Origin of the sequence: Pseudomonas capeferrum (genome assembly GCF_000731675.1) — a bacterium.
GTDB lineage: Bacteria > Pseudomonadota > Gammaproteobacteria > Pseudomonadales > Pseudomonadaceae > Aquipseudomonas > Aquipseudomonas capeferrum.
Genome location: NZ_JMIT01000001.1, coordinates 375,364 through 398,775 on the forward strand (window position 1 = coordinate 375,364; position 23,412 = coordinate 398,775).

A 23,412-nucleotide genomic window follows, 5' to 3' on the forward strand; every position below is an offset into this window, starting at 1 on the left:
GCAACTCCTTAGCGGCTCTGCCAGCGGGTAAACCGTCGCTCGACGCGACGCAGGCCGAAGTCCAGGGTAAAACCAATCACCCCGGTGATCACCACCCCGACCATCACCACATCGATACGCAGCATCTGCCGGCCCATTTCGATCATCTGCCCCATCCCACTGTCTGCAGCCAGCAGCTCGCACGCCACCAGCACCACCCAGGCGCGGGTCAGGGCCACGCGCACGCCGGTGACGATCGCGGGCACGGCAGCGGGCAGGGCGATAAGGCCGACCAGCGTGGTCCAGCGCAGGCGGTACACCGCTGCGACTTCAAAGTGGCTGCGCGGGATGGCGCGCACCCCTTCACAGGTGGCCAGGGCCACGGGGAAGAACGCGGTCTTGGCGACGATGACGATCTTGAAGGTTTCATCGACGCCGAACAGCAGCACGAACATCGGGATCAGGGCGATGCTGGGGATTTGCCGGAGGGTGTGAAACAGCGGCGCGCAGTAGGCCTCCACGGTTTTTGACAAGGCCAGGGCGGTGCCGAATGCCAGGCCCGCCAGCGCACCGACGACAAAGCCCAAGGCCAGGCGCGAGAGGCTGCCAGTGAGGTGCTCCTGCAGTTCGCCGGTGGCCAGCAGGTCGGTGAAGCTGTGCCAGACCTCCAGCGGCGGGATAAGCAGGTTGGCAGGGAACAGCCCGGCGTTGGCCAGCAGGGCCCAGAGGGCGAGCAGGGCCACGGGGGAAATCAACCAGGAGAGGAGCGAGAGCAAGCGCATGGCAGGCCTTGGGGGGAGCAGACGATGGAAAGGGCTATCGCAAGAGCTGTGCCAGGCGGCCGGGGCCCGGAAATACGGCGGCTGAGGAAGGGGTGATGCTGGAGCAGCACAGGGCTGCTGCTCCAGCAGCAGGCTGCCAGCAACATGGGGTCTTCGCGGGTGAACCCGCGCCCACAAGGATCAGAAGTCGTAACTGACGCTTGTGTAGTAGAACGCCCCCTGCGCGCCCTCGGGGCTGGTGATGGAATACTTCGGCACCCCATACAGCTGCGCGCCTTCCAGCTTGTCCGGGTGGCTGTCGAACAGGTTGATCGCGCCCGCCGACAAGGTCAGGCCCAGGTCAAAGCGGTACGACACATCCAGGTCGGTCACCCATTGCGCGCCGAAGGTCTGGTCCAGCGTCGGGTTGGCGGCGTTGCGGCTCTGCCACTCGCCATAGCGTCGCTGCGCCACGGTGACGCTCCAGCCGTCGTACAGCCAGTTGGCGCTCAAGGTCAGCTTGTCTTTGGGCGTACCGTCCTCGATCAGGCCCTGGGTGTTGCGGCCGATGATCTGGTTGCCGGGGATGCTGCCAACATCGTCCAGCCCGGTGATGCGGGTATTGTTGCGTGCATAGCCGCCATTGAAGTCCAGGCGCCCCCAGCGGCCCACGTCCAGTTGGTAGTGGCCGGCCAGTTCGAACCCGTCGGTGCGGGTGTCGGCGATGTTGCTGTAGAACGCTGCGCTCTGGATGTTGGCGTAGGGCGTACCCGCGAAGATCGGGCCGACCACCGAGGCCGGCAACTGGTCGGACAGGGTGATGCGGTTGTCGATGTCGATGCGGTAGGCATCGAGCGTGACCGAGGCATTCGGCAGCGGGCGCCAGACCAAGCCTACGGAGAAGTTGGTCGACTCCTCGGGCTTGAGCGACTTGCCGCCCAGCAGCGCTGCCTCCGGGCTGTCGGCGCGCAGGGTGCGTTGTTGCACCTCGACCCAGTTGCCACTGCCCGGCGGCTGCTCGACCACCTGCACACTGAACGACGACAGCCCGCTCTGCACCAGCGACGGTGCGCGGTAGCCGGTGCTGGCGCTGGCCCGTGCGGCGATTTGCGGGGTGAAATCGTAGCGCAGCGACAGCTTGCCGTTGGTGGTGTCGCCAAAGTCCGAATAATGCTCGCTGCGCACCGCGACGCCAGCCTGGAATTTCTCGGTCAGCTGGGCTTCGACATCGAAGTAGGCACCGATCACCCGGCGGTCGAGCGACACGGCATCGACCTGGGTGATGCCTGAGTAATAGCCCGGAATCCGTCGGCCAGAGACTGGGTCCAGGGTGTTGAACAGCGGCCCGTTGGACCAGCCGGCTGCATCACCTGCCGTCAGGTCGTAGTTTTCCTGGCGCCAGGCCAGCCCTGCCGAAACGGTCAGCGGCTTGAACAGCCAGTCGTTGGCGAAGTCGCGGGTCCAGTCCAGGGTCAGGTTGGTCTGGTCGGCCTCGCGGCGGCCGGTGTAGATCGTCGATGGGCTGGCGTTGCCCCAGCTGGGGTTGATCGCGTCGCGGTCGGTAGAGTCGACGCGGTTATTGCCGTAGTTCAGCGCCAGGTCGAAGTGGCCCAGGGTTTCGTCTTCGAAGCGCAGGCCGCCGGTGACGGCGTAGTCTTCCAGGCCATAACGGGTCACCGGCAGACGGCCGTCGGGGTAGCGCGTCAGGGCCACGCTGCCATAGTTGTTGCGCAGGGTGGTGGGCGGGTCGAAGAAGTTCTCGGCATCGGTGTTCTTGTGCGCGTAGGTGGCGAAGCCGTAGGCGCTGAGGCCCTCGGTGAGGCCCATCTCGGCGTTGGCGGTGAAGTTGTACTGGTCGGAAACGTTGCCCGAGCCCCAGCGCCAGTTGCGGTAGCGGTTGTTCTGCTCGCGCGGGGTGTCGATGCTGGTCGAGCCGGGGTAGAACAAGCGGTTGTCGTCACGGGTATCGCTGGCCGGGTCCTGGCTGCCGGCGTCGAAGGCCAGGGTCAGGAAGCCGTCGTTGGGCAGGGCAAAGCCTTTCCAGCCGCTGAGCTTGTGCTGCAGGCCGTCGCCCTTGTTGTAGCCGCCGAAGCGGTAGCCGGCGTTGCCGCCTTCATCGCGCGCCTTGAGCACGATGTTGATCACCCCGGCGATGGCGTCCGAACCATACTGGGCAGCAGCGCCATCGCGCAGGATCTCCACCCGTTCGATGGCTGACAGCGGGATCAGGCTGAGGTCCACCGCTGCGGCACCGCGGGCGTTGACCAGGCCCTGACGGGTGACGTTGGCGCTGGTGTGGCGGCGTTTGCCGTTGACCAGTACCAGCACCTGGTCGGAGGCCAGGCCGCGCAACGAGGCGCCCTGGGCGATGGAACCGGCGAATGCGCCCTGTGGCGACTGCGGGAAGCTGAACGACGGTGATAAGGCGGTGAGCGCGGCAGACAGGTCGCTGGCGCCGGTTTCCTGCAGTTTCTCGCCGCTGAGGACGTCGACCGGCGCGGCGCTCTGCAGGGCAGTGACGTCGCTGCGGTGGGTGCCGACCACGACCACGGTGTCGAGGTTGGCGGCGGGTTCGGCGGCGAATGCGGGCACGGCAAGGCTGCCGATGGCCAGGGCGATGGCGCTGGCCAAGGGGGTGTAGTGGGGCATGGGGATAATCCTTAGTAGGCGTTGTTGCCTTGCGTCGCGATGGGCCGCGCAGCGGCCCCTTTGTGAGAAAAATCAGAACCGGCTGGTGACACTCAGCCCGACCGTGCGCGGGTCGCCGTAGGTGATCACGTACTGCCCGGCAGTGCCGTTGGGCCGGCCATGCACCTGGTAGCGGCGGTCGGTGAGGTTGTTGACGAAGCCGCTCACGCTCAACTTGTCATCAGGGCTGAACCAGGTCAGGCGGGCGTTGGCCAGGGTGTAGTGCGGCTGGCTGAGGGTCTCGTCGGCACTGCTCTGGCGGTCGGCGAGGAAGTATTCCTTGTCGCGGAAACTCACGTCGCCGCCGGCCACCAGCTTGCCGCCGACCTGAAGCGGTATGGTGTAGTCGGCACCCAGCGACACCACGTTGCGTGGCGAGCGCACGAAACTGTTGCCGCTGTAGTCACCGGTCACCGCGCCCGTGGTGGGGTTGGTGTTCTTGAAGTCGGTGTACTCGGTGTCGAGGAACGACACCGCCGCGCGCAGGTGCAGGCGGTCGGTCGGTTGGCCTTCGATCTCAAGCTCGGCACCTTTGACCGTACCTTTGGCACCGTTGGTCAAGGCGGTGGTGAGTACACCATTGTTGACCGTCAGCAGGTTCACCTGGATGTCCGAGTAGTCGTAGTAGAAGACGTTGGCGTTGACCGTCAGGCGGCGGTCGAACCACTCGGACTTCAGGCCAAGCTCGTAGGCATCCAGTTCTTCCGGGTCGACCGTGGTCAACTGCGCAAGGCTGGTCGACAGCCCGGTGTTGAAGCCGCCGGAGCGGAAGCCATGGGCGTAGCGGAAGAACACCCGCAGGTTGTCGTTGATGCGGTACTCGGGGGTCAGGTCGTAGGTCCAGGCTTCCCAGGTCTTGTCTTCCTGGCGGTTGCCGTTGCTGCCCACGCCGCCCAGCGGGATCAGCGGGCCGTTGGCCGTGGCGCGGGTCAGTTGCACCAGGTCCAGGTCGATGTCCTTCTTCTCCTGGGTCCAGCGCAGGCCGCCGGTGACGCTGAAATCATCGGTGAAGTCGTAGGTCAGGTTGCCGAACAGCGCGTAGCTGTCGGTGCGGTGGTCATAGCCCAGGTCGCGCAACGCAGTGGTGCCAACCTGGTTCGAGCCGGTGCCGTTGGGCGTCGGGCCTGGGGTGACGATGCGCTGGGCCGAGCTGTCCAGGTCTTCATGGAAGTAGTGGGCGCCCGCCAGCCAGTGCAGCGGGCGGTCTTCCGGCGATGCCAGGCGCAGCTCCTGGGACCACTGGCGGTAGCTGTTGTCGGTGATTGCCGCGCCGTTGACTTCATAGGGGGTGTAGTCGGCGTCGCTGGTGGAGCGGTTGCGGATGTAGTCGTAGGCACTGATCGAGGTCAGGGTGTAATCGCCCAGGTACCAGTTGAAGGTCAACGACGCGCCGTCGTGGTCGAGGCGGTAGTCCTCGTTGACGTTGAGCGCGATATCGCGGCCATTGGGGCGCTCGTAGCCGACGTTGTAATAACGGCCCACCGGCAGCGAGCCGTTGCTGCCGTCGCCCTTGAACTGGCGGCTGTGCAGCTTGAGCAGGGCGTCCAGGTTGGGGTTGAGCTGGGCCAGGAACTGCAGGCGGATCGCCTTTTTGTTCACGTCGCCATAGGTGTTGCCGTCGAAATCGTTGTTCTGGAAGCCATCGCGTTCTTCGGAATACAGCGATACCCGCCCGGCCAGCTTTTCGTCCACCAGCGCGCCACCGATGGCACCGGTGACGATGCGCTCGTTCTTGCTGCCGAAGCCGACGGTACCGTAGCCGTCGGTGTCGAAGGCCGGCTTTTTCGAGATGACATTGACCGCACCGGCGGTGGTGTTCTTGCCATACAAGGTGCCCTGCGGCCCGCGCAGGATCTCGATGCGTTCAAGGTCGAACAGGGGGCCGCCCCCGGCGATCGGTGCATTGAGGTAGACGTCGTCGGCGTAGATGCCCACCGGGAAGACCGTCGCCGCACCGGTATCACCGGTGCCCAGGCCGCGGATGTACCAGCGCGGGCGGCCATCGCCGTCGGGGTTCTTGGCCGAGGCGTTGGGCACGAAGGTGGTGATGTCGCCCATCGAGCGCACGCCATCGGCGGTGATGCTGGTGCCCTTGATCGCCGACACGGCGACGGGCACTTCCTGCAGGGTCTGCTCGCGATGCTGGGCGGTGACGGTGACGGTTTCCAGGGCTGGCTCGGCCTTGGTGTCTTCGCCGGCGGCGACGGCTTGGCCGCCGGTGCTGGCCAGCAGCAGTGCAAGGCTGATCTGGCGGGCTAGTGGATGGCGCTGGTGCATGGTGAATCTCCCCGTATGTAAAGCGTTGTTGGGGAGAGCTAGAGCAGGGACTGTGCCAGGTTGATAAATTATTGATTTATATAGGTTATTTGATTTGATTTGTAGGTTGTTGCCGATCTGGCAGCAGTGGGGTGCTTGGCGGGTGCTGCTGGGGCAGCAGCTGCTCATCAGGAATGCTGGGGCAGCCAAGCGGCCCCCCTGCAATCACACCGCCAACCGCGAAGTCGAGCCGATCACACTCTCCAATACCCTGAAGTCGATCCATTCGCGCACGTCGAACCGGCGCGGTATGAACCCCCACCTGAACAAGAACTCGGTAAAGTCCTGCAACGCGTCGATCGAACGCCCATCCAGCGTCGTGCGCAAGCGCCGGTGGGCATCATCACCGTAAGCTGCCGCTACCCAGTACTCGCTGGTGTTCAGTTCGCGCGCCAGAAAACGCCGGGTCTCCTCCGGGTTGGCCCAGGCCCACTGCTCGGTGCGCAGCACGGTGTCGACCAGTGTGCGGCTGGCATCGAAGTGCTCTTCCAGCAGGTGCCTGTCCACGGTCAAGGTGCGCGGCGTACCGTTGTTGCTGCGGATCAACGGGTCGGGGTGGCTGCCGGTGTCGACCACCACCCGCAGGCCGAACTCGTGGGCCAGGTGTACCGCGTGGGCGCCCTTGAGGAAGATCGCGTCGATGTCGCCGCGCAGCAGGCCGATCAGCTCATTGTTGCGCCGGCTGAAGCGGCTGGTGTCCAGGCTCACTTCGGCGCCGTACAGGTGCTGCTTGGCATCGTCGCTGTAGGTGCCGCCGTAGGGGTAGTCGACCCGTTCGACATCAGCCACGCTCAGGCCTTCGAGCTTGAGCGCGTTCTCCAGCCCGCGCAGGGCCTGCGCGCGGGTGAAGTCGATCTGCACGTTGGCCCACTTGGGCAGGCCGAAGCGGCGGTTTTTCAGGTCGCGGATACTGCGCACACCGCTTTCTTCGGTGGTCAGAATCAGCTGCACCTCGTCGCTCCACGACAGCCCCAGCACCCGGGTTTCGACCCCGCTGGCATAGGCCCAGATCGCCGGGATGTTGCCACCGTGGCGCACGGAGTTCTGCAGGTGATGGTCGTAGTGGGCTTCGCGCACCTCCCGTTCGCTGGACTCGCGTAACGACTGGATGTTGGTGCCGAACGGCGCAAAAGCTTCGGCCAGGCGCCCGGATTGCACGGCAATGCCGAGCCCGGTGGGCACAGGGCTGTGGGTGTACCAGAGAGTTTCCAGTGGCTTGGTCATGGGGTAATGGGCTTCCTGTCCAGGGGGGTGGGTGCCAGCAAGTGGTCCAGCGGTTGGCGGTCGATCCAGTCGCGTACCTCGAAACGGTTCGGGATGAAGCGCCAGCGTTTGAGAAATTCGACAAAATCTTGCAGGGCGTCGATGGCCTGCTCCTCCAGCCGGGTGCTCAGGCGCAAGTGGGCATCGGCGCCGTAAGCGACCGTGACCCAGTATTCGCTGCTGTTGGTTTCCCGGGCCAGGTAGCGGCGGGTTTCGTCGGGGTGCTGATGGGCCCAGCGCTCGGCGCGCAGTACTGACGACAGCAAGGTGCGCACCACCTGCGGGTGCTGCGCCAGCAGGTGGCTGTCCACCGCCAAGGTACGCGGCGTGCCGTTGTTGCTGCGGATCAGCGGGTCGGGGTGGCTGCCGGTGTCGATCACCGTGTGCAAGGCAAAGGCATGGGCCAGTTGCACGGCGCTGGCGCCCTTGAGGAAGATGGCATCGACCTCGCCGCGCAGCAGCCCGGCCAGCTCCAGGTTGCGGCCTTCGCTTTGGCTGCTGGATACCGGTGTACCGGCCACATTGCGCACCGGGCGGTCGCTGAAGGTGCCGTCGTAGTGGTAGTTGACCAACGCCACGTCGCCCACTTGCAGGCCTTCGAGCTTCAGGGCGTTTTCCAGCCCACGCAAGGCCTGGGCGCGGGTGAAGTCGATCTGCGCCGAGGCCCAGTCGGGCAGGCCGAAGCGGCGCCCCTTGAGGTCTTTGACCGTGTGGATGCCACTGTCTGGGCGGGTCAGGATCAACTGCGCCTCATCGGCCCAGGACAGCCCGATCACGCGTGTGTCCCGCCCTTGGGCACGGGCCCAGATCGCCGGAATGCTGCCACCGTGGCGCACCGAGTTGCGCAGGCTGTGGTCGAAGTGCGATTCGCGCACCGCCTGCTGGTCGGCCTCGCGCAGCGACTGCACCTGGGTGCCGAGGCTGGCCAGGTCGTCCTGCAGCCAGCCTTGCTGCACGGCGATGCCCAGGCCGGTGGGTACTGGGCAGCGGGTATACCACAGGGTGTCGAGGGGGTTGCTCATGTGCTTGCTCCGGTCGGCTTCAGGCGTTGGCCTTCAAGGGGGTGGTGGCCGCAGCCTGCTGTACCAGCGGCAGCACTTCCTGGCCAATGCGCAAGGCCTCTTCCAGGTGCGGGTTGGCGGCCAGGATGAAGGTGCTGAAACCGGCATCACGGTATTCGGCCAGGCGCTCGGCGATGTGCTGGTGGCTACCCACCAGGCCCACGGTCGGGCCGGGTTTGGCCTTGGCGAAACCGGCCCACAGGTTGCGTGCCAGGACCAACTCGTCGAACCCTTGCAGGTGTTGGTGGTAGGCCGCCTGGCGCGCGCCGCCGACCGAGTCGGAGCCGCTGACGAAGCCCTTGGCAGAGGCGCTGGCCTTGCCTTCCAGGCGCTCGAACTGCTGGCGCAGTTCACGCCAGGCCTGCTCTTCGGTCTCGCGGGCGAACAGGTCGACGCGCAGGCCGAAGCGCACCGTGCGCCCTTGTTTGTCGGCCAGCTCGCTGACCCGCTCGATATGGGGTTTGAGCTTGTCGATCGGCTCGGCCCAGTTCAGGTACACATCGGCGTGGCGTGCAGCCACCTCCAGCGCGGCATCGGAAAACCCGGAGAAGTACACACCCGGCTTGCGTTCGTGTTGCAGGCCCGCTGGCAGGCTGCCGTGTTCCAGGCGATAGATGTCGCCTTCGTAGGAGAACGTGTCCTGCTGCCACAGGCCCTGGATCACATCGAGGAATTCGCCGGTGCGCTTGTAGCGCAGGTCGTGTTCGAGGAAGTCGCCGTTGGCCCGCTGGCTGGCCGGGTTGCCGCCGGTGATGATGTTCCAGTCCAGCCTGCCGCCGCTCAGGTTCTGCAGGATGGCGGCCTGTTGCGCGGCATAGGCGGGGAGGGTCCAGGTGGCCTGGAACGCGATCAGAAAGCGTATGCGGCGGGTTTCGCGGGCCAGCGCGGCGGCGGCGATCCACGGCTCGGGGCCGGTGGGCAGCAAGGCCCCCTCGAAGCCCGCCAGTTCAGCGGCCTTGGCCACCTGGGCGATGTAGTCGATGTAGGTGAAACCATCGCTGTCGCCATTGGGCAGGCGACCGGGGGCGATGTTGCCGGGGCGGTGGTGGGGGTTGCCGCGGTTATGGCGGTCGGTGGACAACTGCGGGCCATCGGTGCCCAAGGGCAGGCGCCAGAAGAATTCGGTGGTCATGGGGGCTCCTGAAGGGGGCGGTTGTGCGGATGGATAGGCAGGTGCAACCGCTGTGCCATGCACGGCGGCAGCCTTATGGGGCAGGGGTTTGCGCAGAGGGCAGAGGGCCGGGTGCTGCTGTGGCAGCAATCGGTAAGCAGTGGATGCTGGGGGAGCAGCATGAGAGAGCCTGCGAAGTGCAGGGGCATTTGAGGTCATGGGGAAGCCAGGTCGCATGGCTTTGGATTTTTAGCGCCTGGGAGATCGAGCGCCGCCCGCGCGGCGCTTCGCGGCGCAAGGCCGCTCCCACATTTGTTTCGGGCCAGTGAGTCCTGTTATATAGGCGCGCGCCCCCTTGTCTGTACGACGCTATATCGAGGCGGGCGCCAAGGGGCCGCGCGCCAATGCTTCAGGCATAACTGGCCTGAAACAAATGTGGGAGCGGCCTTGCGCCGCGAAGCGCCGCGCGGGCGGCGCTCGATCTCACAGGCGCTACGAAATTCAAGGCATGCCAGCCGCTACATCACACCAGCGCCCCTGCAACAACCTCCCCGGCACTGCGCAAATACGCCTCATACAGCGCCGCATAAGCCCCCCCACGCTCCATCAGCTCAGCATGCACGCCGTGCTCCACCACCTGCCCATGCCGGACCACGGCAATACGGTCGGCATCGCGGATGGTCGCCAACCGATGGGCAATGATGATCGCTGTGCGGCCCTGGCACAGCCGGCGCAGGGCTTGCTGGATGCGCCGTTCGGTATGCACATCCACCGCTGAAGTGGCTTCGTCCAGCACCAGCACCGCCGGGTCGGCCAGGTAGGCGCGCACCAGGCACACCAGCTGGCGCTGGCCGTGGCTGAGGTGCGCGCCCAGCGGGCCGACTTCGGTGTGGTAACCCTGGGGCAGCCGTTCGAGCACCTCGTCGGCCCCCAGCTCGCGGGCTGCCGCTACCAGCCGTGCAGCGTCGGCACCGGGGGCGGCAAGGCGCAGGTTGTCGAGGATGCTGCCGCTGAACAGCACGTTGTCCTGCAATACCACACCGACGTTGCGACGCAGGTCATGCTGGGCCAGTTCGCGCAAGTCGATGCCGTCCAGTTTCACGGCGCCGCTTTGCACCTCGTAGAACCGCGTCAGCAACTGCACCAGGGTGCTCTTGCCATGCCCGGACGGGCCGACGATGGCCAGGACTTCGCCGGCGCGGATATGCAGGTCGAGCCCGTCGATCACCGGGCGCGGGCTGTTCGGCGCATAGGCAAAACCCACGTGTTCGAAGTCCACCTGGCCGCGTGCCCTGGCCAGCGGGCGGGGCGAGGGTGGGTCAAGGACCTGTGGCCGGGTGTCCAGCAGCAGGAAGATCCGCTGCGCCGAGGCACTGCCGGTGGCATAGCGTTCGAACAGGTCCGACAGCTCTTGCAGCGGCCCCAGGAACAGGAACACATAGAACAGGCTCTCGGCCACCTGGCCGACGCTGACCTTGCCTTCGGCCAGGCCATGGCCGCCGACCAGCAGCAACACCGCCATGCCGGCCGTGCTCAGCAGTGCGGTGAACGGCGCAAACCAGCCGGCGCGCAGGCTGCCGTGTATCAGTGCCTGGTTGAAGTCCTCCAGCAGGCGCCGGTAGCGCGCCTGGTTGGTCTGTTCCTGGCCGCACTGCTGAATCAACCGCACCCCGCTCACGCTCTCGACCAAGTGGGCGGTGAAACGGCTGCGCTGTTCGGCGACCTTGGCCCAGTTGCGTTGCGAAACCCGTTTGAAACGCCAGGTAGCCAGGGCCAGCAGCGGCACCGTGGCGGCCAGGCTGTAGAAGAAGCTTGGCTCGATACGCCACAGCATCACCGCTGCCAGGCCGCAGCGCAGCAGGGCACCGAGCAGCTCCGGCGGGCCTTGCACCAGCAGCGGCTCCAGAGCATCCACATCACGATCGGCGCGCGAGATGATGCGCCCGGCGCGCGTCTGGTCGAAGTAGCTCACCGACAGCGCCTGCACATGGGCGAATACCTTCACCCGCAGGTCGTTGAGCACGCGGATCGCCGCCCGCCCGGCAATGAACTGCGACACCCCCGCCAGCAGGAAGCGCCCCAGCCAGCTGGCCGCCAGACCCAAGCCCAGCCACAGCACCAGGCGTTCGTCCAGCAACCAGTGATCGGCGCTGGGTACCAGGCCCTTGTCGAGCAGCTCGCGCACGAACCAGGGCCGCAGAAACACCGTGAACACCAGCAGCAGTTCGATGCCGATCACTACCAGGATCTGCCGGCGAATCGGCCGCAGCAGTGGTAGCAGGCGGTGCAACATGCCACGGTCCAAGGCCTGGCGCGCCAGATGTTGTTCGATCTCGATGTCGCTGGGGGGCTTGTTGCGCGTATCAGTCATGGTCGATCCCCAGCAGGTCGCGGTAGTGGGCATTGTTCGCGCTCAGCTCGGCATGGCTGCCACTGGCGCTGATGTGGCCGTTTTCCAGCATCAGCACGCGGTCGGCCAACAGCAGGGTCGAAAGGCGGCTAGTGATCAGCAGCAAGGTCGGCCCCTGGCCTGTGCTGCCGCGCAGGCGGCGGATGTTGTGCAGCACCTGGCGCTCGCCCAGGGCGTCCAGCGCGCTGGTGGCGTCGTCCAGGCAGAGGATGTCGGGCGCGCCGAGCAGTGCCCGGGCCAGGCACAGGCGCTGGCGCTGGCCGCCGGAGAGGGTCACGCCGCGGTCGCCCAGCGGGGTGTCGAGGCCGTGGGGCAGGCGTTCGAGTACGTCCTCTGCCGCCGCCAGGCGCAGCCCTTCGCGCAGTTGTACAGGGCTGGCTTGCGGGGCCGCCAGGCGCAGGTTGGCGGCCAGGCTGTCGGAGAACAGAAAGCTTTCTTGAGGCAGTACCTGCACGCGCCGCCGCAAGGCGGCCAGGTCGAGCTCACGCACATCGTGCCAACCTGCAGCGTCACTGCCGACCAGCACAGCGCCGCCCTGCACGTCGGCCAGGCGCGGCAGCAGGCTGGCCAGCAGGCTCTTGCCGGTGCCCGTGGCGCCGACCAGTGCCACCACCTCGCCGGGCTGCAGGGTCAGCGAACAGTCATGCAGGATGTCGCGCTCACCCGCTGGCGCACCGACCCGTACCTGGGCCAGTTTCAGCCCCAGCGGCCCCGGGGGCAGGGTGGCTTGGCCGCCGACGATCGCCGGGCGCTCGTCCAGCAACTGCCAGATACGTTCGGCACTGGCACGGGCGTCGGCGAAGGTCTGCATGACCCGGCCGATGCCTTCGATACGGAACACCAGCGTGGTGGCCACCAGCAGCGAGGTGACCAGCTCGCCGATGCCCAGCGTACCCGCTGCCACACAATGGGCGCCGTACACCAGGATCCACACATGCCCCAGTGCCACCACCGCCTGTGGCAGCGGAATGCGCGAGCTGGCGTAGGCCAGGGCTGCCCGTGCGTGGCCGGTGAACACGTTCACTTGGCTGGCGAAACGCTCGATGCGCTGGCCCTCCAGACCGAATGCCTTGATCACCCGTACACCACCGATGCCTTCGGCCAGGTCCTGGCTGACCTGGTCGTAGGCGGCGCCTACCGCTCGGTCAAGGCTGACCAGGCGATCGGTCTGCACGACGAACAGCCACAGCCCGGCCCCGGTCAGCAACAGTGGCACCAGGCCGAGCAGCGGGTCGTACCCACTCAGCAGCCCCACGGCCGCCATCACCACCAGGGGTGTTTCGATGATCTGCCGCCAGAAGGTGATCAGCGCATCACGCACCTTGTCGGCGTCGCGGGTGGTGCGGGTTACCAACTCACCCATGCCGTGGCGCCAGTGGTAGCCCAGGTGCAGGCGCTGCACCTGGGTCAGGATACGTTCACGCAGGCGCGTCAGCAGGGCCTGGCTGAGCACCAGCGACAGCACCGCTGCCGCGTACTGCAGCAGGCCACGGCCCAGCGCGATGGCCAGCAGCAGCCACAGCCAGTGCCAGGCCACGGCGGCGTCCAGGCCGCCATCAGCCAGGCGCACCACGGCACGGCCGGCGCTGACATCGTCCACGGCGTGGCCGATCAGCCATTGCTGCCAGACCAGGCCAAGGTTGCCAGCGATGTACAACGTGGTGACAAGCGCAAAGCGCCAGGGCATTTCACGATAAATGGCCAAGGCACGAAGAAGCGGATGGTTCATGAAAAGGCTCGATCAAAAGCGACACGGCCCCTGTAGGAGCGGCCTTGCGTCGCGATGGGGGCGCAAAGCGCCCCCCCGGGTTCAAAAGCTCAACGGCGCGTCGCGCCCTGCGCTTCCTTGGCATTGAGCACAGCGGTGTACTCCCCCGGATCGGCACCATTGAGGTAATAGTTACCCACGTTATGCAGCCGCCAGCGAATCGGGTCATGGGTGGTATGCACCCGCGCGTTTCGCCAGAATCGGTCAAGGTTCCACTTGCTCAACGAAGCACTGGCCCCCAGCAGCGAAAACAGGTCGCTGGCGATCTTCAGCGACGCGCCATCGGAATGCGCACGGGCAGTCGCCACCGAGAGAATCAGCTCGTCCTGCAGGGCCTTGTCCTCCGGGTCACGCTCATGCGCGTCGAACACCCGCGCAGCATCACGCAGCACTGACTCGGCCCCGCGCAGGGCCACCGCGTACTCGCCTATCTGGCGAATGACATGCGGCTCGTCGCTGGCGCGCTCGACGCCACTTTCCACCCAGGCCCGCGCATGCTCGCGCAGGTAGTCGACGCCCGCCTGCAGCGCGCCGGCCGCGATGCCGGTGTCGATGGCCGCGTGGAGAATCTGCGGGAAGGTCAGGCCGGTGCGCTTCATCGGGCCGCTGCGCCGCGACAGGTAGCGCTCGTCGAGCACGATTTCGTCGAAGTTCACCGTGCCGCTCACCGAGTTCTGCTGGCCGAAGGCCTGCCAGTCGTCGACCAGGGTCAGCCCGGGAGTGTCGCGGTGCAGCAGGACACCAACGCCGCCGTCCTCGCTGGCGGCGGTCAGCGAAATCCAGTCGGCGAGGTAAGAACCGGTGGAGTAGAACTTGCTGCCATTGAGCACCAGCTTGCCATCGGCGCGGCGCTCGACGCGGGTCTTGAGGGCGAACTTGTTCTTGCCGCCGACCTCGGCCAGGGCATTGCCAAAGCGCTTGCCGGCCACCACGTCGGCGATCAGGCGGTCACGTACTTCGCTGGCGTAGCCGGTGAAAATACCGCGCAGCATCACGTTGTGAATCTGCAGCAACTGGCCGACGCCGCCATCGGCAATGGAGATCAGGCGCACGGTTTCGACGAGGGTTTGCACCGAGGCACCCAGGCCGCCGAACTCGGCCGGTACGCCAATGGCGGTGAGGCCGCTGCTGGACAGCAGTTCGGCCTGGCGGCGCGGCAGTTGGCCGTTGTTGGCCGGGTCGGCGGCGAGTACCGCGATCTGTGCGGCGACCTCGCGGGCAGCAGCGATGGCTTCGGCCTCGCTGGTCAAGCGGTGGGTGGGGCTGGGTTCTATGGCGCTCATGGAAAGGTCTCGGTTTGCTTGAGGGGCCAGTGCGCCTGCTGCGCGGGTAAACCGCCCCCACAGGGCGTGCACGGCCTCTGTGAAGGCGGTTTACCTGCGGATGGCGACACCGCGGTCAAATGCCCTTGAGCAATATCTTTGCCACCCCTCGCCAGGCCCCATTCCACGTGGCCCTCGCCAGCTTTTGCTGCCCCAGCAGCAGTGCCCCTGCTGGTCTGGCAGCAGCCCGCCCGCAATCCTGCTCCGTGCCCAGCAGCCAGGGCCTGCGAGCGACTACGAGTTCCGCGTAAATCAAGGCCTCCAGCGGTTGGCACGCACGCTGCAATGGGGCTTTCACGACGCCCAAGGAGCCACCCCATGACACGTGCTACTGCCGCAACGCAAACCGACGACCCTACCGCCCTGGACCGCATCTGGTTCACCCGCTGCCCTGTGCCCACCGCCTCGGGCATTGCCTACAAGCTTGGCTGGCTGGACGAAGAGTTCGCCCGTGACGGTTTGCCGGTCTCGACCCTGCAAGAGGCCCGTCAGCTCGGCCACCACCATTACGATCACCAGCTGCCAGGGCTGTTTCGCGAAGGCGGTAACGTGCCGGCACTGGCCGCCCGTGCCGCCGGTTCGCCAAGCCGGCTGATCGGCCTGACCTGGATCGAAGAATGGCAGACCATCCTGGTGCGCCCCGACGCAGGCATCCGCAGCGCCGCCGACCTGCGCGGCAAGCGCCTGGCCCTGCCAGCCTGGGGCGACAGCCGCCCCGGCAGCATTGCCCGCGCCATGAGCCTGCAGGGCTACAAAGGCGCCCTGGCCTCGGCCGGCCTGCAGCTGGATGACGTGCAACTGGTGGAGGTGGCGCTGCTCGACCAGGCGAGCGCCGCTACCCCGCAACTGGGCCTGCAGCGCCTGTGGTCTGGCCTTGATTACCTGGTGCGCGGCGAAGTCGACGCCGTCTACGTGAAGGGCGCGGCAGCTGCCGATGCGGCGCGGCGCCTGGGCCTGGTGGTGGGCGTCGACCTCGACCTGCTGCCCGACCCGCGCCACCGCATCAACAACGGTACGCCCAGGCCGATCACCGTGCACCAGAGCCTGCTCGACAACCATTTCGACCTGGTCGCGCGCTTCCTCGCCCAGACCTTGCGCGCTGCCGAGTGGGCCGGGGGCAACCGCGAGGCACTGAACCGCTTCCTCGAAGACGAAACCCGCGCCGGTAGCCAGGGTGTGGCCGACGCCTACCGCGGGGCCTTCCACACCACCTTGGCGCCGGACCTGTCCGAGCAACGCCTGGCCTTCCTCGGCAGGCAAAAAGACTTTCTGTACCTGCATGGCTTCCTGGAAGCCGATTTCAGCCTCGCCGACTGGGTCGACCCACGGCCCCTGCAAGCTGCCCATGAACTGCTGGCCCAGCGCCGCGCCTGACCTTGCACTAGCACCCGGAGATTGAACATGACCGTACTGATCAACGAACGCCCCGTCACTGCCGAACTGCAAGCCTTCATCGACCAGGTGGTGGCTGAAGCCGAAGCTGCGTTTACCGTGTTCCGCGAGACCAACACCATCACCGCCAATGGCACGGTCGGTTTCATCGAGCGCGTGCCCGGTGAAGAGCTGCTGGTGTCGGTGAACTACGGCGGCCCCTGGAACCACCGCAAGCCGCTGCAGGCCACCGTGACCGACTTCTCTGGCAACGTCATCGTCGGCAAGGGCAAAGGCGGCCTGGGCCGCTACACCAAACTGTTCCACACGCACCCTGACATCACCACGGTCTCGCATGTGCACAGCCCTTACCTCGGCGCCTGGGCCCAGACCCACCGCACCTTGCCGTTCCACTATGTGCCGGTGCAGCGCTATCAGCTGGCCAGGGAGTTGCCGGTGTACATCGACCGGCGTCAGGCCGAGGTGGACTTCATCCTCGACAAGATTGCCGAAAACCCGTTCAACCTGGCCATTCTGGAAGCCAACGGCGGCTCCACCGTGTGGGGCAAGCAGGGGCTGCGGGCAACGGCCGAGTTCATCTTGTTGCTGGAGGAGGGCGCGCAGATTCAGTTGCTGGCTGATGCACTGGGCGGCTCGCGGCCCTATGGCCCTGGGGTGCTGACCCAGCAGTGGAAGATGAGTGGGTTGTATGAGCGCGCAACCGAACTGGGGCTGGTGCCAGGCATCGATCGGCGTAGCTGATGCGATAGCTGGGGCTGCATAGCAGCCCCCCAAGGCCTACTCACCCGCTCAAGGAACAGCCCCATGGCAGTAAAAATTCTCTGGTACCTCACCACCCCCGACGGCCCCTATCCCTGGGAGCCAGAAGGCCGCTGGAACACCGATTTCGAGCACCTCAAGCAACTGGCCATCGCGGCTGATCGCCTGGGCTTCTACGGCTCGCTGCTCGGCTCCAGCCCCAACGAAAGCCTCGCGGTGTCGGCCGCCCTGATCGATGCCACATCGCGGCTGCGCTTCCTGGTCGCCCAGCACCCAGGCGAACTGTCACCTGCGGTACTGGCCAAGTGGGCACTCACTTTCGACCAGTTCTCCAACGGCCGCCTGCTGTTCAATGTGGTCAATGGCAACGACGCAGGCCTGGCCACACTGGGCGTACATTACCCGCACGATGAACGCTACGACTTCAGCCTGGAATACTGGCGCGCGTTCCAGGGCTTCTACGCCGGTGAAACCGCGGGCTACCACGGGCGCTACGTCAAGCTCTCGCCACGTGCGCCAGCGGCGGCCAGCCACCCGCTGGGCGGCTGGCACCCCCCTAGGCAGAAACCCGGCATCCCGCTGTGGGGCGCAGGCACTTCAGCGCCGGGCGTAGCCCATTCGGTGCAGTTGCTCGACGTCTACCTGAGCTTCGCCGATACCCCGCAAAAACTCGGCGACAAGTTCCGCCGGGTGGCGGCAGAAGCCGCAAAAATCGGCCGCGAGCTGACCTATGGCACGCGCCTGCAAATCATCGTGCGCGAGACCGAAGAAGAAGCCTGGGCCCATGCCGAGCGGCTGCTGCAGCGCACCTCGCTGGCCACCGCCCGGGCGGCCATCGAGCGCCAGCTGCCGGCGGGGCAGACCCTGGACAGCTATGTCAGCGACGACCCGCGCATCCAGCGCAACCTTGACAGCATTCGCGCCGGGCGCCTGCCCACCGCCCGTGAGCTGGAAATCCACCCCAACGTCTGGCTGGGCCCCAGCCTGTTCGGTTTCAACCTGCTGGGCCCGGCTGCCGGCACCTACCTGGTTGGCAGCGCCGAACAGGTGGCCGCGCGGATCCGCGAATACGAAGCCCAGGGCACCTCGGCGTTCATCCTGTCGGGCTTCCCGCTGATCGACGAAGCCCACCGGGTGGCAGACCTGCTGTTCCCGCTGCTCGACCTGGACCATGGTTTCGAAGTGCCGCGCCTCGGCGCCCAGGCCAAACCGACTGTGGCGCAACCGGCGTAAGGAGAGGGTGATGAGTGAGCTGTTTTCGCGCCGGGTGTTTCTCGGCAACAGCCTGGCCGTGGGGGGAGGCTTGCTGCTCGGTGGCGGGCTGCTCAGCGGCTGCGACGGCGGCGCGCCTGCGGCAACGGCTGGCGCCGCCGCATTGGCGGCCACGCCGGTGCACGGTGGGCGTTTGCGCGTGGGCATCATCGACGGTGACCAGGCCGGCAACCTCGATGCTCACAAACCGGTGGGCGGCGGGATCATCCGCGGCTGGGCGCTGTACGCCAAGTTCTGGGAATGGAACCCGGATGTCAGCACGCGCCTGGCCCTGGCCGAATTCGCCGAACCGAATGCCGATGCCAGCGCCTGGATAATCCGCATCAAGCCGGGGCTGGAGTTTCACCATGGCAAGAGCATCACGGCCGACGACATGCTGTTCTCGATCCTGCGCCTGACCGACCCGCAGTTGGCGTCGCCGTTTGCCGGGCTGGTCGGTGCCATCGACCGTCAGGCGCTGCGCAAAGTCGACCCCCGCACCCTCGAGATCCGCTTCAAACACGGGCAGAGTTTCTACCCGCTGGATGAAACGCTGATCAGCTTCGGCGGCATCGTGCCCACCGACTACCACCCAGTGACCAACCCGGTCGGGGCGGGGCCTTACAAGCTGAAAAGCTTCATCCCCGGGCAGCGCTCGCTCTACACCCGCTTCGAAAACTACTACAAGCCCAACCGCCCCTATGCCGATGAGCTGGAAATCATCGAATTCAAGGACCAGGTCTCGCGGGCCGCCGCCTTGCGTGCCGGGCAATTGGACGTGGCCAGCGGGGTGCAGGCCGAGCACAGCGCCTTGCTCAAGGCCGACCCGCGCCTGCGCCTGTACGCCTCGCCCAGCACGTCGTTCACCGGCTTCAACCTGAACCTGGCCAAGGCACCCTTCCAGGATGTGCGCGTGCGCCAGGCGTTCCGCCTGCTCGCCGACCGCCAGGAACTGGTAGCGCGCGGGCTCAATGGCTTCGGCCGCATCGCCAACGACCTGTATTCGCCCCACGACCCGACCTACAACCATGCGCTCGCCCAGCGCCCCTACGACCTCGATCAGGCCCGTTCGCTGCTGCGCCAGGCCGGGCAGGACGACTTGCGCGTCGAGCTGACCACCACGCCAGGCCCCGGCGTGAATGCCGCCCTGGTGTTTGCCCAGCAAGTACAGAAGGCGGGCGTTCAGGTCAAGGTCAACCAGGTCGATGGCTCGGTATTCAACGGCCCGCAGCGCGAGCAGTGGCAGCTGTCGCCGGGGTCGACGCCGGCCCGCGGCTTCCTCGCCTCGGCGTTGCACAACGATGCCCCGCAGGCCATCTACAACCGCAGCAACTTCCATGACCCTCGCTTTACCGAACTGTTCCACCAGGCCCTGGCCCAACCGGATCTTGAGCGGCGTAAAGCGCTGGTGCACGAGGCCCAGGTGATCCAGCACGAACGCGGCGGCCTGTTGATCTGGGGCTTTTCCGACGTGCTCGATGCGGCGTCCGCCAAGGTGGGTGGGCTTGCCCCGGAACAGACCACTTTCGCCTCCTGGCGCTTCGATGAACTCTGGTTGAACCATGCCTGATCACGCTCACCGTTCCCCACGTACGCCGGCCTGGCTGGCCTGGTTCATAGGCCGTCTGGGCTACGGCCTGCTGACCGCGTGGGTCATCAGCCTGGTGGTGTTCATCGCCACCCAGGCGCTGCCCTCGGACCCGGCGCGGGTCATTCTTGGCCCCGATGCGCCGCTGCAAAGCATCCTGACCTTGCAGCAGCAACTGGGCCTCGATCAGCCGATCCTGGTCCAGTACCTGCGTTGGATGGGCGCGGCGCTGCGCGGTGACCTGGGTATTTCGCTGGACTCACAGGTGCCCGTGGCGCAGCTGCTGTTCGGTCGTCTTGGTCATACCTTGGCACTGCTGGCCGGCGTGCTGGCGCTGGTGGTGCCGCTGGCACTCACCCTCGGCGTGAGCCTGGCCTTGCGGCGTGATCGTCCGCTGGACCGCTGGGGCTTGTCGGCATTGATCCTGTTGAAGGCCACGCCGAGCTTTCTGCTGGCCGTCGGCCTGGTGCTGCTGTTTTCCATGCCTGGCATGGGTTGGCTACCGGCGGTGTCGATCCTTGACCCGCAACTGCCCCTGTGGCGGCAGCTGCCGTCGCTGGTGCTGCCGGTGGTTGCCCTGAGTTTGTCGGCGCTGCCGTACCTGACGCGGATGGTGCGTGCCTCGATGATCGAGGCGCTGGAGTCCGATTATGTGGTTGCCGCCCGCCTGCGCGGCATACCGGAGCGGCTTATCGTCTGGCGCCATACCTTGCCCAACGCCCTGACCCCGGCGATCCAGGGCGTGGCGCTGACCCTGCGCACGCTGGTAGGCGGCGCGCTGCTGGCCGAGGTGATCTTCAGCTACCCCGGTATCGGCACCGCCCTCAATGCGGCGATCCAGATGCGCGACTTGCCGATGATCCAGGGCGTGGTGCTGGTCATCACCCTGGCCGTGGTGCTGATCAACCTGCTGGCGGATCTGCTCACCGTTCTGCTCACCCCCAAATTGCGCACCGCGCGCCGGGTCAAGATGATCCGCCGTAACCGGCGCGGCATCCGCCCCTGGTGGCGGCGCGCACGCAGCACACCTGCCCAGGAGGCTACTCATGACTGACGCACGCTGGCTGGCCGACCCGCAGGTGCGGCGCGGCGCCGTGATTACCTCGTGGGTGGTGCTGGTGGCTGTACTTGGCCCCTGGCTCGCGCCCCATGCCCCCACGGCCATGGTCGGGCCGGTGTATGGCCCGCCGACTGCCGGTGCGCCGTTGGGGCATGATTTTCTTGGCCACGACTTGCTGTCACGCCTGCTCAGCGGCGGCGTGTCGGTGCTGTGGATGTCGGTGGCGGCGGCCACCCTGGCGTTGCTGGTCGGGGGTAGCCTTGGCCTGTTGGCCGGGTTCTCGCGCCGTCGGCTGGACCAGGCGATCAGCTGGGCGGCGGATGTCTCGTTGGCCTTCCCGGACCTGATCCTGGTGCTGCTGATCGTGTCGATGCTTGGCCGTGCACCGTGGCTGATTGTGCTGACCGTGGCCATCGCCTTCACCCCCGGGGTCATCCGCCTTGCGCGTGGCAGTGCGGTGGCGGTGGCAGGCCAGGAGTTTGTCGAGGCCGCGCAGATGATGGGCTACTCCCGCTGGCGCATCCTGTTCAACGAAATCCTGCCGAACATTCTTACGCCGCTGCTGGTGCACTTCGGCAACATGTTGACCTGGGCGGTGGGCATGCTCTCGGGCTTGAGCTTCCTGGGCTACGGCGTAGCGCCGCCTGCGGCCGATTGGGGCCTGATGATCAACGAGAACCAGGCCGGCCTGCTGGTCCAGCCCTTGGCGGTGCTGGCGCCGGCACTGCTGATTGCCGTGTTCGCCTATGGCACCAATATCCTGGCCGAGGGTATCGGCCGGGTCAGTGCACGTATCGGGGAGAAGCAGCCATGACGGCGGCGGTGAAGATTGCCAGCGACGTGTTGCAGGTCAGTGACCTGCGGGTGGAGCTGGCCGGGCAGGTGGATGTGCTGGCCGATGTCTCGTTCAGCCTGGCAGCGGGTGAAATCGTTGGGCTGGTGGGCGAGTCCGGTTCGGGCAAGACCACCCTGGCCACCGCCTTGTTGCGCCATGCGCGGCAGGGTGCGCGGATTACCGGTGGGCACATTGCGGTGGCCGGGCAGGCGGTGCTCGAACTCGAGGGCGAGGCCCTGCGCCTGGCGCGCGGCGGGTTGGTCGGCTACGTCGCCCAGGACCCGGCCACCGCGCTGAACCCGGCCCTGCGCATTGGCGCATTGCTGCGCGAAACCGTGCTGGCGCATTTGCCGAAATTGCCGGGCGATGCAGTGCAGCAGCGTATCCAGGAGACCCTGGTCGATGTCGGCTTGCCGGATGATGCGGCCTTCCTGCGGCGTTTCCCCCACCAGTTGTCCGGTGGGCAGCAGCAGCGGGTGATGCTGGCACTGGCGTTTGTGCTGCGGCCGAGGCTGATCGTGCTCGACGAGCCCACCACGGCGCTGGACGTCAGCACCCAGGCGCATGTGCTGGACACCCTCAAGCGCCTGTGCCGAGGCCATGGTGTGGCGGCGCTGTACGTGACCCACGACCTGGCCGTGGTCCGTGACCTGGTCGACCGGGTGATGGTGATGTATGCCGGCCGGCTGGTTGAAGTGACGGGCCGCGAGAGGTTGTTCAGCGCCCCGGCGCACCCCTACACCCGCGCCTTGCTCGCGGCGATCCCTGACATTGCCCGGCGTCAGCCGCTGCAAGCCATCGCCGGGCACGCACCGGCACCGGGGCAGCGGCCTGCGGGCTGTGCCTTCGCCCCGCGCTGTGCCCGGCGGCGTGCCGAGTGTGCGGTGATAGAACCTTCGCTGTCGGCGCTCGACGCGGGTCATCAGGTCGCCTGCCTGGTGCCGCACCGTGAGGTATTGCCCCGTGGCGACGTCGCTGTCGAGTCGGTCACGGCGCCGGGTGAAGGTGTGTTGCTGGAGGTCCAGGGGCTGGATGTGGCGTACGACCGCCAGGTGCTGTTCGATGTGTCTTTGCAGGTGGCGCCAGGCGAGTGCCTGGCGCTGGTGGGCGAGTCCGGTTCGGGCAAGACCAGCCTGGCCAGGGCCATCGCCGGGTTGGGCGAGAACGTGCAGGGCCAACTACGCTATGGCGGCGAGCCGTTGGCGTTTTCGGCGCGTCAGCGTGATGCGCGGCTGCGTCACCAGATACAGTATGTGTTTCAGAACCCTTACCGGGCCTTGAACCCATGCCAGACGATCGCGCAAACCCTCAGCGCGCCGTTGGCGCATTTTTTTGGTGTACGCGGTGATGAGGCGCATCGCCGGGTCGAGGCGGTGCTGGCGCGGGTGTCGCTGCCGGCGCGTGTGGCAGGCCTGTACCCGCAGAGTTTGTCGGGTGGCGAGCGGCAGCGCGTGGCGATTGCCCGTGCGCTGATCTGCGAGCCGCGGTTGTTGGTTTGCGATGAGATCACCTCGGCGCTGGATGTGTCTGTGCAGGCATCGATTCTGGCGTTGCTGCGGGGGTTGCAGGGGGAGGGGCTGGCGGTGTTGTTTGTGACCCATGACCTTGGGGTGGTGCGGGCGATTGCTGATCGGGTGCTGGTGTTGCGGCGGGGGCGGGTGGTGGAGGAGGGGTCTGTGGAGCAGGTGCTTGGGTGGCCGGTTGATGATTACACCCGAACGTTGGTGGCGCATTCGCCTCGGTTGCATTTGGGGGGGTAGGGGCATGGCTTGGTGCTTTTGGCGCCTGTGAGATCGAGCGCCGCCCGCGCGGCGCTTCGCGGCGCAAGGCCGCTCCCACATTTGTTTC

16 protein-coding genes are annotated in these 23,412 nt (G+C 66.6%); 7 read left to right on the forward strand and 9 right to left on the reverse strand.

The genetic code is table 11. The features are described from left to right. Positions 1 to 8: 8 nt before the first annotated feature. The 9 genes from PC358_RS01950 to PC358_RS01990 all read right to left on the reverse strand — a co-directional run bounded on the left by PC358_RS01950 (position 9) and on the right by PC358_RS01990 (position 14,640). Positions 9 to 761 (reverse strand): ABC transporter permease, encoded by a 753-nt coding sequence (locus PC358_RS01950; protein WP_033697140.1) that lies wholly within the window; start codon positions 759 to 761, stop codon positions 9 to 11. Positions 762 to 941: 180 nt separating this feature from the next. After that, a complete protein-coding gene (locus PC358_RS01955; protein ID WP_033697141.1) occupies positions 942 to 3,389 on the reverse strand; it encodes a TonB-dependent receptor plug domain-containing protein in 2,448 nt (815 codons plus the stop codon). Positions 3,390 to 3,461: 72 nt separating this feature from the next. Beyond that, entirely contained in the window at positions 3,462 to 5,705 is a 2,244-nt protein-coding gene (locus PC358_RS01960) for a TonB-dependent receptor (protein WP_033697144.1), read from the reverse strand. A gap of 204 nt (positions 5,706 to 5,909) precedes the next feature. After that, a complete protein-coding gene (locus tag PC358_RS01965) occupies positions 5,910 to 6,968 on the reverse strand; it encodes an ABC transporter substrate-binding protein (protein WP_033697146.1) in 1,059 nt (352 codons plus the stop codon). Continuing rightward, positions 6,965 to 8,029 carry an ABC transporter substrate-binding protein gene (locus PC358_RS01970; RefSeq protein ID WP_033697147.1) on the reverse strand — a complete coding sequence of 355 codons (1,065 nt, stop codon included), beginning with the start codon at positions 8,027 to 8,029 and terminating at the stop codon, positions 6,965 to 6,967. Before PC358_RS01970 ends, PC358_RS01965 begins: the two co-directional genes overlap by 4 nt. A 19-nt stretch (positions 8,030 to 8,048) precedes the next feature. Then, positions 8,049 to 9,200: an LLM class flavin-dependent oxidoreductase gene (locus PC358_RS01975; protein WP_033697148.1), complete on the reverse strand. Its 1,152-nt coding sequence runs from the start codon at positions 9,198 to 9,200 to the stop codon at positions 8,049 to 8,051. Positions 9,201 to 9,702: 502 nt separating this feature from the next. After that, positions 9,703 to 11,550 (reverse strand): ABC transporter ATP-binding protein, encoded by a 1,848-nt coding sequence (locus PC358_RS01980; protein ID WP_033697150.1) that lies wholly within the window; start codon positions 11,548 to 11,550, stop codon positions 9,703 to 9,705. Further along, positions 11,543 to 13,318, reverse strand: a complete 1,776-nt coding sequence (locus PC358_RS01985) for an ABC transporter ATP-binding protein (protein WP_033697152.1) — start codon at positions 13,316 to 13,318, stop codon at positions 11,543 to 11,545. The genes PC358_RS01980 and PC358_RS01985 overlap by 8 nt, the downstream gene beginning before the upstream one ends. A gap of 89 nt (positions 13,319 to 13,407) precedes the next feature. Further along, positions 13,408 to 14,640, reverse strand: a complete 1,233-nt coding sequence (locus PC358_RS01990; protein ID WP_033697154.1) for an acyl-CoA dehydrogenase family protein — start codon at positions 14,638 to 14,640, stop codon at positions 13,408 to 13,410. Between the two features lie 357 nt (positions 14,641 to 14,997). Here PC358_RS01990 and PC358_RS02000 point away from each other — a divergent pair, with 357 nt between their 5' ends. The 7 genes from PC358_RS02000 to PC358_RS02030 all read left to right on the forward strand — a co-directional run bounded on the left by PC358_RS02000 (position 14,998) and on the right by PC358_RS02030 (position 23,324). Continuing rightward, entirely contained in the window at positions 14,998 to 16,053 is a 1,056-nt protein-coding gene (locus tag PC358_RS02000; RefSeq protein ID WP_033697157.1) for an ABC transporter substrate-binding protein, read from the forward strand. A 27-nt stretch (positions 16,054 to 16,080) separates the two neighbouring features. Further along, on the forward strand, positions 16,081 to 16,812 hold the full coding sequence (locus tag PC358_RS02005) for a class II aldolase/adducin family protein (protein ID WP_033697159.1): 732 nt from the start codon (positions 16,081 to 16,083) through the stop codon (positions 16,810 to 16,812). Between the two features lie 63 nt (positions 16,813 to 16,875). Then, a complete protein-coding gene (locus PC358_RS02010; protein WP_033697161.1) occupies positions 16,876 to 18,063 on the forward strand; it encodes an LLM class flavin-dependent oxidoreductase in 1,188 nt (395 codons plus the stop codon). A gap of 10 nt (positions 18,064 to 18,073) precedes the next feature. Beyond that, positions 18,074 to 19,651, forward strand: a complete 1,578-nt coding sequence (locus PC358_RS02015) for an ABC transporter substrate-binding protein (RefSeq protein WP_033697163.1) — start codon at positions 18,074 to 18,076, stop codon at positions 19,649 to 19,651. Next, entirely contained in the window at positions 19,644 to 20,723 is a 1,080-nt protein-coding gene (locus PC358_RS02020; RefSeq protein WP_033697165.1) for an ABC transporter permease, read from the forward strand. The genes PC358_RS02015 and PC358_RS02020 overlap by 8 nt, the downstream gene beginning before the upstream one ends. Next, the gene (locus tag PC358_RS02025) at positions 20,716 to 21,543 is read left to right on the forward strand and encodes an ABC transporter permease (protein ID WP_033697166.1); all 828 of its coding nucleotides are present in this window, start codon (positions 20,716 to 20,718) and stop codon (positions 21,541 to 21,543) included. Before PC358_RS02020 ends, PC358_RS02025 begins: the two co-directional genes overlap by 8 nt. Next, positions 21,540 to 23,324 (forward strand): dipeptide ABC transporter ATP-binding protein, encoded by a 1,785-nt coding sequence (locus PC358_RS02030; protein ID WP_033697168.1) that lies wholly within the window; start codon positions 21,540 to 21,542, stop codon positions 23,322 to 23,324. Before PC358_RS02025 ends, PC358_RS02030 begins: the two co-directional genes overlap by 4 nt. Positions 23,325 to 23,412 lie beyond the last annotated feature (88 nt).

Coding starts and splice junctions, on each gene's coding strand:
- PC358_RS01960 (WP_033697144.1), bottom strand. CDS start 5,705: ATGCACCAGCGCCATCCACTAGCCCGCCAGATCAGCCTTGCACTGCTG.
- PC358_RS02030 (WP_033697168.1), top strand. CDS start 21,540: ATGACGGCGGCGGTGAAGATTGCCAGCGACGTGTTGCAGGTCAGTGAC.
- PC358_RS01965 (WP_033697146.1), bottom strand. CDS start 6,968: ATGACCAAGCCACTGGAAACTCTCTGGTACACCCACAGCCCTGTGCCC.
- PC358_RS02010 (WP_033697161.1), top strand. CDS start 16,876: ATGGCAGTAAAAATTCTCTGGTACCTCACCACCCCCGACGGCCCCTAT.
- PC358_RS01975 (WP_033697148.1), bottom strand. CDS start 9,200: ATGACCACCGAATTCTTCTGGCGCCTGCCCTTGGGCACCGATGGCCCG.
- PC358_RS02000 (WP_033697157.1), top strand. CDS start 14,998: ATGACACGTGCTACTGCCGCAACGCAAACCGACGACCCTACCGCCCTG.
- PC358_RS01970 (WP_033697147.1), bottom strand. CDS start 8,029: ATGAGCAACCCCCTCGACACCCTGTGGTATACCCGCTGCCCAGTACCC.
- PC358_RS02025 (WP_033697166.1), top strand. CDS start 20,716: ATGACTGACGCACGCTGGCTGGCCGACCCGCAGGTGCGGCGCGGCGCC.
- PC358_RS01990 (WP_033697154.1), bottom strand. CDS start 14,640: ATGAGCGCCATAGAACCCAGCCCCACCCACCGCTTGACCAGCGAGGCC.
- PC358_RS02005 (WP_033697159.1), top strand. CDS start 16,081: ATGACCGTACTGATCAACGAACGCCCCGTCACTGCCGAACTGCAAGCC.
- PC358_RS01980 (WP_033697150.1), bottom strand. CDS start 11,550: ATGACTGATACGCGCAACAAGCCCCCCAGCGACATCGAGATCGAACAA.
- PC358_RS02020 (WP_033697165.1), top strand. CDS start 19,644: ATGCCTGATCACGCTCACCGTTCCCCACGTACGCCGGCCTGGCTGGCC.
- PC358_RS01955 (WP_033697141.1), bottom strand. CDS start 3,389: ATGCCCCACTACACCCCCTTGGCCAGCGCCATCGCCCTGGCCATCGGC.
- PC358_RS02015 (WP_033697163.1), top strand. CDS start 18,074: ATGAGTGAGCTGTTTTCGCGCCGGGTGTTTCTCGGCAACAGCCTGGCC.
- PC358_RS01985 (WP_033697152.1), bottom strand. CDS start 13,318: ATGAACCATCCGCTTCTTCGTGCCTTGGCCATTTATCGTGAAATGCCC.
- PC358_RS01950 (WP_033697140.1), bottom strand. CDS start 761: ATGCGCTTGCTCTCGCTCCTCTCCTGGTTGATTTCCCCCGTGGCCCTG.